Raw genomic sequence first — 13832 nt, forward strand, 5'->3', positions numbered from 1 at the left:
CTAGAGATGACACCGTTAGTAGATCGCTACCTTGTGTTCGGTAACCCAATAAAGCAGAGCAAGTCACCATTTATCCATACTCTGTTCGCGCGTCAAACCAATCAGTCAATGGAGTACACGATGGCTGAACCTGAGGTCGATGGTTTTCAGCAAGCTGTCGACGCCTTCTTTGCTGAGGGAGGGAAAGGATGCAACGTAACCATGCCTTTTAAGCTGGATGCGTTTCAATACGCGAGTACACTCACGGAAAGAGCTACGCTTGCAGGCGCGGTAAACACGCTTAAACGTCTCGATGATGGCCAAGTGATCGGTGACAACACAGATGGTGCTGGGTTAGTTCAAGACCTACTTAATGCACAAGTGGTATTGGAAGGCGCTCGTATTTTGGTGATTGGGGCTGGTGGTGCATGCCGTGGGGTATTAAAACCTTTACTGGACCAAAAACCGTCGGAACTCATCATAACCAACCGTACTTTTGCAAAGGCTCAAGAGCTTGCTCAGATATTCACTGAGTACGGTAAGATCATCGCAATACCCGCTAACGAATTGGAGGGTGGCTTTGATGTGGTGATCAACTCAACAGCGTCGAGTATGAGTGGTGACCTACCAGGTGTTCCTAGTACTATTTTCACCTCCAGTACGACAGCGTATGACATGGCATATAAGTCGCACGTTACCAGCTTCAACCAGTGGGCAAAAGAGCATGGTGCGAGCAAAACGCTGGATGGGCTTGGCATGTTGGTAGGTCAGGCTGCGGAAAGCTTTATGGTATGGCGCGGGTTAATGCCAGGAACCAAGCAAGTACTCAGAGAATTAAGAAAGAACTTAGAGGGCTTATAGTGAATCAATCAATCCTATTTCCTGACATTCAAACGTGGGATGAAGAGAAGCAATGTGTTTTGTTTCCCGCACAGCAGGGGGGGGCACTGATTGAATGTGCAATCTCTAAAGCTAGATTAGAGATGCTTTCTCAACAGACTTGCGAAACAGAGAAGCAAGCATTAGCACTTTTTTGTCAGTTTCGGTTCGACATTGAAGAGTTAGTAGAGGAAGAGATAGAGGAAGAGAACTTCGACCCACAGGGGAGAGTCGCATTATAGTGGTTGTTCGCTCTCTTCTATATATAGACGTAATAAATGTGTGGTGATGTCAGTCGTCACCACACGCCTATAGATTAATGACATGCTCTAAATAGTCATTTTTGTTCTGCACATAGTTATCAGCAGAACGTTGCAAAAAAGCCGATTCTTTTTCAGTCAGCCTTCGAGCTTGCTTTACAGGGCTACCAACGTACAGAAAGCCAGATTCTAGAACCTTTCCTGGAGGCACCAAGGCTCCAGCACCGATCATTACGTCGGATTCGATAATGGCGCCATCCAAGAGAATTGCCCCCATACCAACTAAAACTCGATCTTTTATCTCACAGCCGTGGAGCATCACCTTGTGACCCACAGTTACATCGTTGCCAATGATAAGCGGGTAACCGTTCGGGTTATCTTGATTCTTATGAGTCACGTGCAACACTGAGCCATCTTGGATGTTTGTGCGGTTTCCAATGTGGATATGGTTTACATCGCCACGAGCGGCCACAAATGGCCAGATACTCGCATCATCTCCTAACACAATATCGCCAACTAAAACGGATGTTTCGTCTATATAGACGCGTTCGCCAACTTTTGGGCTTAATCCTTTGTAACTACGTAAAGACGCCATAAAACTACTCTTTTGCTAATAAATAGGGGGAAATAATAGAGAAGAATAGTAAAAATAGCCTGTTTTGAGCAAAAAAACAGCTAACGGCAAGAAAATATAAAAAAACCCAAAAAAGGGCTTGCCAACTGATCGGCAATCTCTATAATGCCACCTCGCTGACACGGGAGAGGCCGAAAGGAATCAAACGAAGTCAGTAAGTGCAAAACGTTTCAAGCGAATCGCTTGAAAAAAGATTTAAAAAAGTGGTTGACACGAAAACTTAAATCGCTAAAATGCACGTCCGCTTTGAGGGAAAGCCTGAAAGCAACGCTCTTTAACAATATAAACCTATCAATCTGTGTGGGCACTCGTTGATGATAATCCAAAATGAAGCTTAGGCTTCAACTTAGATTTCAATGAACTGAGTGACCAATCGATACATTAGTATCGGCACAGTCAATTCATTATCGTTCTGTTGGAACGATAATAGCTTTAAAATTACATTAGTAGTTTTGAAGTCAGTATTCATTGAGTCAGTTCTTCGGAACATCAAAATCTTAAATTGAAGAGTTTGATCATGGCTCAGATTGAACGCTGGCGGCAGGCCTAACACATGCAAGTCGAGCGGCAGCGACATGATAGAAGCTTCGGTGGAAATCATGGGCGGCGAGCGGCGGACGGGTGAGTAATGCCTGGGAATATGCCTTGATGTGGGGGATAACTATTGGAAACGATAGCTAATACCGCATAATGCCTTCGGGCCAAAGAGGGGGACCTTCGGGCCTCTCGCGTCAAGATTAGCCCAGGTGGGATTAGCTAGTTGGTGAGGTAAAGGCTCACCAAGGCGACGATCCCTAGCTGGTCTGAGAGGATGATCAGCCACACTGGAACTGAGACACGGTCCAGACTCCTACGGGAGGCAGCAGTGGGGAATATTGCACAATGGGCGCAAGCCTGATGCAGCCATGCCGCGTGTGTGAAGAAGGCCTTCGGGTTGTAAAGCACTTTCAGCAGTGAGGAAGGCGGGTACGTTAATAGCGTGCTCGTTTGACGTTAGCTGCAGAAGAAGCACCGGCTAACTCCGTGCCAGCAGCCGCGGTAATACGGAGGGTGCGAGCGTTAATCGGAATTACTGGGCGTAAAGCGCATGCAGGTGGTTTGTTAAGTCAGATGTGAAAGCCCGGGGCTCAACCTCGGAACAGCATTTGAAACTGGCAGACTAGAGTACTGTAGAGGGGGGTAGAATTTCAGGTGTAGCGGTGAAATGCGTAGAGATCTGAAGGAATACCGGTGGCGAAGGCGGCCCCCTGGACAGATACTGACACTCAGATGCGAAAGCGTGGGGAGCAAACAGGATTAGATACCCTGGTAGTCCACGCCGTAAACGATGTCTACTTGGAGGTTGTGGCCTTGAGCCGTGGCTTTCGGAGCTAACGCGTTAAGTAGACCGCCTGGGGAGTACGGTCGCAAGATTAAAACTCAAATGAATTGACGGGGGCCCGCACAAGCGGTGGAGCATGTGGTTTAATTCGATGCAACGCGAAGAACCTTACCTACTCTTGACATCCAGAGAACTTTTCAGAGATGAATTGGTGCCTTCGGGAACTCTGAGACAGGTGCTGCATGGCTGTCGTCAGCTCGTGTTGTGAAATGTTGGGTTAAGTCCCGCAACGAGCGCAACCCTTATCCTTGTTTGCCAGCACTTCGGGTGGGAACTCCAGGGAGACTGCCGGTGATAAACCGGAGGAAGGTGGGGACGACGTCAAGTCATCATGGCCCTTACGAGTAGGGCTACACACGTGCTACAATGGCGCATACAGAGGGCAGCCAACTTGCGAGAGTGAGCGAATCCCAAAAAGTGCGTCGTAGTCCGGATTGGAGTCTGCAACTCGACTCCATGAAGTCGGAATCGCTAGTAATCGTGGATCAGAATGCCACGGTGAATACGTTCCCGGGCCTTGTACACACCGCCCGTCACACCATGGGAGTGGGCTGCAAAAGAAGTGGGTAGTTTAACCTTCGGGAGGACGCTCACCACTTTGTGGTTCATGACTGGGGTGAAGTCGTAACAAGGTAGCCCTAGGGGAACCTGGGGCTGGATCACCTCCTTATACGATGATTATTGCGATGAGTGTTCACACAGATTGATTGGTTTAATTTGAGCTCAGTTTGCTTCTGCTTTTAAGCAGAAATAAACAAACCGTGTCCCGTTCGTCTAGAGGCCTAGGACACCGCCCTTTCACGGCGGTAACAGGGGTTCGACTCCCCTACGGGATGCCATCTTTAAGCGCATTCGATGAGTGCTTTTAAAAATGGTTACTTCTTTTGAAGTGATTAGCTCTTTAACAATTTGGAAAGCTGACGAATAACAACAATCCCCATCTCTTTGAGATGCGTTGTTATTCAATTAAAAGTTCTCAAATCCTAAAACTACGGTTTTAGGTACCAACACACATTCAAGTGTTCTTGGAAGTATCGAAAGATACTTATATTTGAGTCCGGCAAAATCGAGTCTGCATCATGTATAAAAATTGCAGACAACTTTGGTTGTTTAAACAACAACTCGAAACTCCTTCGGGTTGTATGGTTAAGTGACTAAGCGTACACGGTGGATGCCTTGGCAGTCAGAGGCGATGAAAGGCGTATTAACTTGCGATAAGCTCAGATTAGGTAGTAAAAACCTGTGAGTCTGAGATTCCTGAATGGGGAAACCCAGCACCATAAGGTGTTATCACTAACTGAATACATAGGTTAGTGAGGCGAACCGGGGGAACTGAAACATCTAAGTACCCCGAGGAAAAGAAATCAACCGAGATTCCGAAAGTAGCGGCGAGCGAAATTGGATTAGCCCTTAAGCTTTTAGTGAGACAGGTGAAGCCTCTGGAAAGTGGCGCGATACAGGGTGATAGCCCCGTAACCGACATCTCATCATCAGTGAAATCGAGTAGGGCGGGACACGTGATATCCTGTCTGAATATGGGGGGACCATCCTCCAAGGCTAAATACTACTGACTGACCGATAGTGAACCAGTACCGTGAGGGAAAGGCGAAAAGAACCCCTGTGAGGGGAGTGAAATAGAACCTGAAACCGTGTACGTACAAGCAGTAGGAGCACCTTCGTGGTGTGACTGCGTACCTTTTGTATAATGGGTCAGCGACTTATATTCAGTAGCAAGGTTAACCATCTAGGGGAGCCGTAGAGAAATCGAGTCTTAACTGGGCGTCGAGTTGCTGGATATAGACCCGAAACCAGGTGATCTAGCCATGGGCAGGTTGAAGGTTGAGTAACATCAACTGGAGGACCGAACCGACTAATGTTGAAAAATTAGCGGATGACTTGTGGCTAGGGGTGAAAGGCCAATCAAACCTGGAGATAGCTGGTTCTCCCCGAAATCTATTTAGGTAGAGCCTCGGACGAATACCACTGGGGGTAGAGCACTGTTAAGGCTAGGGGGTCATCCCGACTTACCAACCCTTTGCAAACTCCGAATACCAGTGAGTACTATCCGGGAGACACACGGCGGGTGCTAACGTCCGTCGTGGAGAGGGAAACAACCCAGACCGCCAGCTAAGGTCCCAAAGTATAGCTAAGTGGGAAACGATGTGGGAAGGCTTAGACAGCTAGGATGTTGGCTTAGAAGCAGCCATCATTTAAAGAAAGCGTAATAGCTCACTAGTCGAGTCGGCCTGCGCGGAAGATGTAACGGGGCTAAGCTATACACCGAAGCTGCGGCAATGACTTTTAGTCATTGGGTAGGGGAGCGTTCTGTAAGCCGTTGAAGGTGGACTGTAAGGTCTGCTGGAGGTATCAGAAGTGCGAATGCTGACATGAGTAACGATAAAGGGGGTGAAAAACCTCCTCGCCGGAAGACCAAGGGTTCCTGTCCAACGTTAATCGGGGCAGGGTAAGTCGACCCCTAAGGCGAGGCCGAAAGGCGTAGTCGATGGGAAACGGGTTAATATTCCCGTACTTCTTACAATTGCGATGGGGGGACGGAGAAGGCTAGGTGGGCCTGGCGACGGTTGTCCAGGTTCAAGTGCGTAGGCTTGAGAGTTAGGTAAATCCGGCTCTCTTTAAGGCTGAGACACGATGTCGAGCTACTACGGTAGTGAAGTCATTGATGCCATGCTTCCAGGAAAAGCCTCTAAGCTTCAGATTGTAAGGAATCGTACCCCAAACCGACACAGGTGGTCGGGTAGAGAATACCAAGGCGCTTGAGAGAACTCGGGTGAAGGAACTAGGCAAAATGGTACCGTAACTTCGGGAGAAGGTACGCTCCTCGCGGTGAAGTCCCTTGCGGATGGAGCTATGGGGAGTCGCAGATACCAGGTGGCTGCAACTGTTTATTAAAAACACAGCACTGTGCAAAATCGTAAGATGACGTATACGGTGTGACGCCTGCCCGGTGCCGGAAGGTTAATTGATGGGGTTAGACTTAGGTCGAAGCTCTTGATCGAAGCCCCGGTAAACGGCGGCCGTAACTATAACGGTCCTAAGGTAGCGAAATTCCTTGTCGGGTAAGTTCCGACCTGCACGAATGGCGTAATGATGGCCACGCTGTCTCCACCCGAGACTCAGTGAAATTGAAATCGCTGTGAAGATGCAGTGTACCCGCGGCTAGACGGAAAGACCCCGTGAACCTTTACTACAGCTTGGCACTGAACATTGAGCCTACATGTGTAGGATAGGTGGGAGGCTTTGAAGCAGGTACGCCAGTATCTGTGGAGCCATCCTTGAAATACCACCCTTGTATGTTTGATGTTCTAACTTAGCCCCATTATCTGGGGTGAGGACAGTGCCTGGTGGGTAGTTTGACTGGGGCGGTCTCCTCCCAAAGAGTAACGGAGGAGCACGAAGGTGGGCTAATCACGGTTGGACATCGTGAGGTTAGTGCAATGGCATAAGCCCGCTTGACTGCGAGAATGACAATTCGAGCAGGTGCGAAAGCAGGTCATAGTGATCCGGTGGTTCTGTATGGAAGGGCCATCGCTCAACGGATAAAAGGTACTCCGGGGATAACAGGCTGATACCGCCCAAGAGTTCATATCGACGGCGGTGTTTGGCACCTCGATGTCGGCTCATCACATCCTGGGGCTGAAGTCGGTCCCAAGGGTATGGCTGTTCGCCATTTAAAGTGGTACGCGAGCTGGGTTTAGAACGTCGTGAGACAGTTCGGTCCCTATCTGCCGTGGGCGTTGGAAGATTGAAGGGGGCTGCTCCTAGTACGAGAGGACCGGAGTGGACGAACCTCTGGTGTTCGGGTTGTGTCGCCAGACGCATTGCCCGGTAGCTAAGTTCGGAATCGATAACCGCTGAAAGCATCTAAGCGGGAAGCGAGCCCTGAGATGAGTCTTCCCTGGCACTTTAAGTGTCCTAAAGGGTTGTTCGAGACTAGAACGTTGATAGGCAGGGTGTGTAAGCGTTGTGAGGCGTTGAGCTAACCTGTACTAATTGCCCGTGAGGCTTAACCATACAACACCCAAGGGGTTTTGATGGACTCAAAGCCAAGAATATTGAATGTGTGCACATTAACTTTTAAAAGCTTTCCGAATTAAGAATTTGCTTGGCGACCATAGCATTGTGGACCCACCTGATTTCCATGCCGAACTCAGAAGTGAAACGCAATAGCGCCGATGGTAGTGTGGGGTTTCCCCATGTGAGAGTAGGACATCGCCAGGCTTTGAACAACATCGAACTAAAGCAGTCGAGTAAGACTTTAGTGAGATTACATATTGTGGAGAGATGGCTGAGTGGTTGAAAGCACCGGTCTTGAAAACCGGCATACGTTAATAGCGTATCTAGGGTTCAAATCCCTATCTCTCCGCCACATTAAAAAGCTCGCTAAGTAATTAGCGGGCTTTTTACTATTTTCGGTTTCGTACTGAAGTGAAAAGCGACTATCTCCACTCTTCATTTTTGGGTCGGAATTGCACAACTTCCGCCTCTTTTACTTCTTCATACTCTCCGCAAAGCGCTTCACGAAACTTCTGAAACTGACACAATAGCTCTTTTCGCAATAAAACATTGGCATGAATTGGGTTTTTACTTTGACTGATCACGAGATCGATGTGGCTTTGCTGCGCTCTTAAACGCGGCTGCATGTCTGGTGACGCTGACTCTATGCAGGCATTACACATGTTAGCTTTCAGTTCATCGAAAGCCTCTGGGTTATCTTTGGCAAGTAGCACCAATTCATCAAAAGATGGAAGTTGTTGGTAGTGGGCGGACTCGGTTGTCATAGCTTCACTCCTTAAAGCGACCTTGTATAAATTATATGCAACTATGAGTTAATCCCCAGTTCATCTCTATTAAGTCTCATTGATAAGAAAATAAGCTTAAGTGGAGCTGACCTCTAGCTCTCTCTTTTTGCAGGCTAAATCACACTTTTTTTACGTCTCCCCCTTGGGATTAAGCCTTTCATACCTCATATATGAGGTAAGCAAAGCCCAAATACGTTATGGGCAATTACCTCATTAAACATGGAAATTATCAGGAGAGACGACCAATGAACATTCGTCCATTACACGACCGAGTTATCGTTGAACGCAAAGAAGTTGAATCAAAGTCGGCTGGCGGCATCGTTTTAACTGGTTCTGCAGCAGAGAAATCAACTCGCGGTGTTGTACTAGCTGTTGGTAAAGGCCGTATCCTAGAGAACGGTTCAGTTCAGCCATTGGACGTAAAAGTTGGTGACACAGTGATCTTTGCTGAAGGCTACGGCACCAAGACTGAAAAAATTGACGGTAAAGAAGTGCTGATCATGTCTGAAAACGACATCATGGCAATTGTTGATTAATAAGCAATCGTTGAGTAATTTTTTGCTCGATTCGAAAACAACTCAAAAAACAGAATTTAGAAAGGAATAAAAGATGGCTGCTAAAGACGTTAAATTTGGTAACGACGCTCGCGTAAAAATGCTTGAAGGTGTAAACGTTCTAGCTGACGCAGTAAAAGTAACACTAGGCCCTAAAGGCCGTAACGTAGTTCTAGATAAATCTTTCGGTGCACCAACTATCACTAAAGATGGTGTATCTGTAGCGCGCGAAATCGAACTTGAAGACAAGTTCCAAAACATGGGCGCGCAAATGGTTAAAGAAGTAGCGTCTCAAGCAAACGACGCTGCGGGTGACGGTACAACAACAGCAACTGTACTTGCTCAATCTATCGTTAACGAAGGCCTAAAAGCCGTTGCTGCTGGTATGAACCCAATGGATCTTAAGCGTGGTATCGACAAAGCCGTCGTTGCTGCCGTTGAAGAGCTAAAAGCGCTTTCTGTTCCATGTGCAGATACTAAAGCTATCGCGCAGGTGGGTACTATCTCTGCTAACTCTGACGCTAGCGTAGGTAACATCATTGCTGAAGCAATGGAAAAAGTTGGTCGCGACGGTGTTATCACTGTTGAAGAAGGTCAAGCACTACAAGACGAGCTAGACGTGGTCGAAGGTATGCAGTTCGATCGTGGTTACCTGTCTCCTTACTTCATCAACAACCAAGAAGCCGGTTCTGTTGATCTAGAAAACCCATTCATTCTTCTAATCGATAAGAAAGTTTCAAACATCCGTGAACTTCTTCCGACGCTAGAAGCTGTTGCGAAAGCATCACGTCCTCTTCTAATCATTGCAGAAGATGTTGAAGGCGAAGCACTAGCAACACTGGTTGTGAACAACATGCGTGGCATCGTTAAAGTTGCAGCAGTTAAAGCACCTGGTTTTGGTGATCGTCGTAAAGCGATGCTTCAAGACATCGCTATCCTAACAGGTGGTACAGTAATCTCTGAAGAGATTGGTCTAGAGCTTGAGAAAGTCGTACTTGAAGACCTAGGTCAAGCGAAGCGCGTTTCAATCACAAAAGAAAACTCAACCATCATCGATGGTGCGGGTGAAGAAGCGATGATTCAAGGTCGCGTTGCTCAAATTCGTGGTCAAATTGAAGAGGCAACCTCAGACTACGACAAAGAGAAGCTTCAAGAGCGCGTAGCTAAGCTAGCTGGCGGTGTGGCAGTTATCAAGGTTGGTGCTGCTACTGAAGTTGAGATGAAAGAGAAGAAAGATCGTGTTGAAGATGCCCTTCACGCGACTCGCGCTGCTGTTGAAGAGGGCGTTGTTGCTGGCGGTGGTGTTGCTCTAATCCGTGCAGCTTCGAAAATCACAGAACTAGAAGGTGATAACGAAGAGCAGAACGTAGGTATTCGCGTTGCTCTACGTGCGATGGAAGCACCGATTCGTCAAATCACACGCAACGCGGGTGACGAAGAGTCAGTGGTGGCTAACCAAGTTAAACAAGGCGAAGGTAGCTACGGTTACAACGCTGCGACAGGTGAGTACGGCGATATGCTAGAGATGGGTATCCTAGACCCAACTAAAGTAACTCGTAGCGCTCTACAATTTGCAGCATCAGTTGCTGGTCTAATGATCACAACAGAAGCTATGGTCACTGATATGCCAGCTAAAGATGCTCCTGCAATGCCTGATATGGGCGGTATGGGTGGCATGGGCGGTATGCCAGGCATGATGTAATCCGACCAAACATCAAATAGAAAAAAGGCTCTCGTGATGGGAGCCTTTTCTGTATCTGTGGTATCGAAAATTTTGGATTAAGTGCTTTTAAGTGTGTTATGCCATTTCACGCAGTAGAGACAGTGTGGCCAGTATTTGGTTGCTCGTGCGATTGCGCGGCTTAAACTTGAGAACGACATGAGCCAAGAATTGAAAATGGCTCAAAGTGCGACACATTTTCTGCAGGGCCTGCCAGTCGGCTTCGCTGACAATCTCTTTCCATAGCGTCACAGCTTTAATCTTTTGCTTGTTGGTAAGGTGCTCTATACGACATAGATCCATCAGTAACAGAAAGATATCACGAGCTTTGAGTTGGGAGTTGGCGCTTAACACCGATTCTTCAAAATCGACTAAGGTAATATTTTGCTCTTCATCGACCAAAATATCGCGCATGGCTGGTCGGCCGTGCACGATGTCACGATTGTGCATCTCGCCAAACTGAGTAAATAGCGTGTTGAGCAACTCGCCTTTGAAATACTCTTTAGGGGCTCGATCGAGTGATACGCCAGCATTGGGTGTCACAAAAAAGTCATCACTATCGACTAGAATGTGCGGGACGTTGAGGCCTTCTTGATAAAGGTATTGAATCGTCGTTTTTTCGTGATTAAAGCGCACTTTGGTATCTAAAGCCGCATTGCTACGAAAATACGACAACGACTCAAATTTTGCGAGTTTAGTTGAGATTGCGCGAACCAAGTTAGACTTGTCTTCACCGCACACCTTGACCCAGTAAGTATTCTCTTCATGCGTGAGCTTGTACACTCCAGCGGTGCTCTCTTTCGCAATATTTTGTGCAGCCAGTTCAAGCAAAGTCATTACCCAGTTTTTCGCAACTAAACCGTAATTATATCAATTTCATTGAGTTGTGTGATGCACAATTGTTTCAATATGTACTAAATAAGCATAAAAAAACGAGGCATATCGCCTCGTTAGTGAATACATCTGGTTTAATTACAGAATGATATCGCGTACTTCTGGGTCTTTACGTTCTAGGTAGTGGGTAGACTTGATGCGACGAATTGTGCGGCAGCGACCACGAATCAATAGTGTTTCTGTTGTCGCAATATTGCCTTGGCGAGTAATGCCTTCTAATAGGTCACCTTTGGTGATACCCGTTGCGGCAAATACCACATTATCACTGCGAGCCATGTCTTCCATCTTAAGAACTTTGTGCGCTTCTACCCCCATCTCTTCACAACGACGTAGCTCAGCTGCGCCGTAGATGCGGTTCTCTTCACTGTCGCCTTTTACATCGTGACGAGGCAGTAGGCGACCGTGCATGTCACCGTCTAGTGCGCGAATTACCGCAGCAGAAACAACACCTTCAGGTGCGCCGCCGATGCAGTACATCATGTCTACTTCACTATCTGGCATACAAGTTAGAATAGAAGCTGCTACGTCACCATCTGGCACCGCAAATACACGAACGCCCATGGCTTGCATCTCTGCAATGACTTCATCATGGCGAGGCTTAGCCAGTGTCACGACAACCAATGTATCTACTGACTTACCTAGTGCTTTTGCTACGTTTTCGATGTTTTCTTTCAGTGGTTTGTGCAGGTCAATGCAGCCTTTCGCACCTGGCCCAACGACCAGTTTTTCCATGTACATATCTGGTGCTTTTAGGAAGCTACCCTTTTCACCAGCCGCCAATACAGCTAAGGCATTTGACTGGCCCATCGCCGTCATACGTGTGCCTTCAATTGGGTCAACTGCGATATCAACTGCGTCGCCACCCACACCGACTTGCTCACCAATGTATAGCATTGGTGCGTCATCAATTTCACCTTCACCGATAACAATCTCACCGCTGATATCGGTTTTGTTAAGCAGCGTGCGCATGACTTCTACAGCTGCGCCGTCAGCAGCGTTCTTATCGCCACGCCCTAACCATTTGTAACCAGCCAGTGCTGCACCTTCAGTAACACGTGAAAAGGCCATTGCTAAATCGCGTTTCATGATGACTCCAAGAGTAAAAAGGGGAAAGAATTTGGACGCGCAGATTCTAACACAGTCATGGTTAAACGTTTGCTTTTTTGCTTAATCGAGATCAAAAGTGCTGTAAATGACAGCATTAAGTCAAGGGTGGCTATTTTCTGTGCAAATGACACATTTTCTCAAGATAGCAGGTGTTTCTGTCTACAGGGCTAGGTAGAATGGGCTATACAGTGAAGATCACTTCATTCAAAACGGATAATTAAAGGTAGGCGACAATGTCTTTTGAAGTATTAGAGCAATTGGAAGCAAAAATCCAAACTGCAGTTGACACTATTACTCTTCTTCAGATGGAAGTAGAAGAGCTGAAAGGTGAAAAATCACAGCTAGAGTCAGAAGCGACAGAACTGCGCTCTGGTCGTGAAGAGCTAGAGGGTAAAGTTCAACAGATGCAACAAGAGCATCAAGCGTGGCAAGAGCGCATTCGTGGTCTGCTAGGCAAAATGGATGAAGTAGAGTAATCCACACCGAATATAGAAAGAGCTGACCATGGTCAGCTCTTTTGCTATCTGGGTATGCGGTTATGGCTGCGGACGAACACCGAGTGTGTGGCAAAGAGCGTAGGTCATCTCTGCGCGGTTCAGTGTGTAGAAGTGGAAGTCTTTGACGCCTTCTCGACTCAAGATGCGCACCATATCGATGGCTTGACTGGCTCCCACAAGTTGACGAGTCGTTGCATCATCCTCTAACCCTTCAAACTGCTTTGCCATCCAGCCAGGAACCTTAACGTTGTTTTGCGCAGCAAAGCGTGAAGCTTGTTTAAAGTTCGATACTGGAAGAATACCCGGCACAATCTCCACATCGATGCCAGCAGCCACGCAGCGATCACGAAAGCGCAGGTAACTTTCAACGTCAAAGAAAAACTGGGTAATAGCACGGTTAGCACCCGCATCAACCTTACGTTTTAGGTTGAGTAGGTCTGCTTGGGCACTTTTCGCTTCTGGATGCACTTCAGGGAACGCAGCAACCGAGATATCGAAGTCGTGACGGTTTTTTAGTAGCTCGACAAGATCGGATGCATACATGTCAGGTTTTCCACCACCTGGGGGAATATCACCACGAAGAGCCACGATGCTTTCGATACCATTGTGCCAATAGTCATCAGCAATCTGGATAAGCTCTTCGCGTGATGCATCAATACAGGTTAGGTGAGGGGCCGCGATAATCCCTGTTTCTGATTTAATCTCTTTGATGATGGAGTGGGTGCGGTCACGCTCTCCAGAATTGGCTCCGTAGGTGACTGAAACAAACTTAGGCTTAAGCGTTTTTAGACGATGCACGGAATTCCACAGGGTCTCTTCCATTTTTTCGCTGCTTGGTGGAAAAAACTCAAAAGAAACATTGATGTTATCTTCTGATAACTCAGCGATATTTTGGTTTAGCGCATCAATATGGCTTGCGTGTGTGTAACCCATGTCATTCTCCCTGTGGTGATGAGGTTCACCAAAAATTCCAATCCTGAAACTGACGTTTAGACGTCTATATGTCCACAGGATGTAATGAAAGCAGATTAATGTCAATGCTATCGATTATGAAATTTCTTCATGTACAGAATGAGGTAGATTGAAGTTAGAAAAAAGGCTAACTCA

At 47.2% G+C, this 13832-nt stretch carries 10 protein-coding genes, 2 tRNA genes and 3 rRNA genes; 10 read left to right on the top strand and 5 right to left on the bottom strand.

The window, feature by feature from the left end:
- Positions 1–6 precede the first annotated feature (6 nt).
- Entirely contained in the window at positions 7–840 is an 834-nt protein-coding gene (gene aroE, locus GT360_RS00445; protein WP_164647026.1) for a shikimate dehydrogenase, read from the top strand.
- Positions 840–1100 carry a DUF1488 family protein gene (locus GT360_RS00450; protein ID WP_164647027.1) on the top strand — a complete coding sequence of 87 codons (261 nt, stop codon included), beginning with the start codon at positions 840–842 and terminating at the stop codon, positions 1098–1100. The genes aroE and GT360_RS00450 overlap by 1 nt, the downstream gene beginning before the upstream one ends.
- A gap of 67 nt (positions 1101–1167) precedes the next feature.
- Here the strand turns inward: GT360_RS00450 and GT360_RS00455 are convergent, their stop codons facing one another.
- Complete coding sequence (locus GT360_RS00455; RefSeq protein WP_164647028.1) at positions 1168–1713, bottom strand: gamma carbonic anhydrase family protein; 546 nt, start codon at positions 1711–1713, stop codon at positions 1168–1170.
- Positions 1714–2251: 538 nt separating this feature from the next.
- Here GT360_RS00455 and GT360_RS00460 point away from each other — a divergent pair.
- The 5 genes from GT360_RS00460 to GT360_RS00480 all read left to right on the top strand — a co-directional run bounded on the left by GT360_RS00460 (position 2252) and on the right by GT360_RS00480 (position 7520).
- A 16S ribosomal RNA gene (locus GT360_RS00460) occupies positions 2252–3803 on the top strand.
- Positions 3804–3896: 93 nt separating this feature from the next.
- Positions 3897–3972 (top strand) — tRNA-Glu (locus tag GT360_RS00465).
- A gap of 305 nt (positions 3973–4277) precedes the next feature.
- Positions 4278–7165 (top strand): 23S ribosomal RNA (locus tag GT360_RS00470).
- A 90-nt stretch (positions 7166–7255) separates the two neighbouring features.
- A 5S ribosomal RNA gene (rrf, locus tag GT360_RS00475) occupies positions 7256–7372 on the top strand.
- Together the 16S, 23S and 5S rRNA genes with 2 tRNA genes alongside form the textbook arrangement of a ribosomal RNA operon.
- 57 nt (positions 7373–7429) lie before the next feature.
- Positions 7430–7520, top strand: a tRNA-Ser gene (locus GT360_RS00480).
- Positions 7521–7590: 70 nt separating this feature from the next.
- On the opposite strand, the gene GT360_RS00485 is transcribed toward GT360_RS00480, so the two are convergent.
- Positions 7591–7932, bottom strand: a complete 342-nt coding sequence (locus tag GT360_RS00485) for a DUF3135 domain-containing protein (RefSeq protein ID WP_164647029.1) — start codon at positions 7930–7932, stop codon at positions 7591–7593.
- Between the two features lie 266 nt (positions 7933–8198).
- Between GT360_RS00485 and GT360_RS00490 the strand changes: the two genes are divergently transcribed.
- Positions 8199–8489, top strand: coding sequence for a co-chaperone GroES (locus GT360_RS00490; RefSeq protein WP_164647030.1), 291 nt, complete (start codon positions 8199–8201; stop codon positions 8487–8489).
- A 73-nt stretch (positions 8490–8562) separates the two neighbouring features.
- Positions 8563–10209, top strand: coding sequence for a chaperonin GroEL (gene groL / locus GT360_RS00495; RefSeq protein ID WP_164647031.1), 1647 nt, complete (start codon positions 8563–8565; stop codon positions 10207–10209).
- Between the two features lie 96 nt (positions 10210–10305).
- Here the strand turns inward: groL and GT360_RS00500 are convergent, their stop codons facing one another.
- Positions 10306–11064 (bottom strand): BUD32 family EKC/KEOPS complex subunit, encoded by a 759-nt coding sequence (locus tag GT360_RS00500; RefSeq protein WP_164647032.1) that lies wholly within the window; start codon positions 11062–11064, stop codon positions 10306–10308.
- Positions 11065–11199: 135 nt separating this feature from the next.
- On the bottom strand, positions 11200–12207 hold the full coding sequence (gene glpX / locus GT360_RS00505) for a class II fructose-bisphosphatase (protein ID WP_164647033.1): 1008 nt from the start codon (positions 12205–12207) through the stop codon (positions 11200–11202).
- Between the two features lie 254 nt (positions 12208–12461).
- On the opposite strand from glpX, the gene zapB reads away from it, so the two are divergent.
- Positions 12462–12704, top strand: coding sequence for a cell division protein ZapB (gene zapB, locus GT360_RS00510; protein ID WP_164647034.1), 243 nt, complete (start codon positions 12462–12464; stop codon positions 12702–12704).
- Between the two features lie 60 nt (positions 12705–12764).
- On the opposite strand, the gene metF is transcribed toward zapB, so the two are convergent.
- Complete coding sequence (gene metF, locus GT360_RS00515; RefSeq protein ID WP_164647035.1) at positions 12765–13658, bottom strand: methylenetetrahydrofolate reductase; 894 nt, start codon at positions 13656–13658, stop codon at positions 12765–12767.
- Positions 13659–13832 lie beyond the last annotated feature (174 nt).

Source organism: Vibrio astriarenae (genome assembly GCF_010587385.1).
In the GTDB taxonomy this organism is placed as follows: domain Bacteria; phylum Pseudomonadota; class Gammaproteobacteria; order Enterobacterales; family Vibrionaceae; genus Vibrio; species Vibrio astriarenae.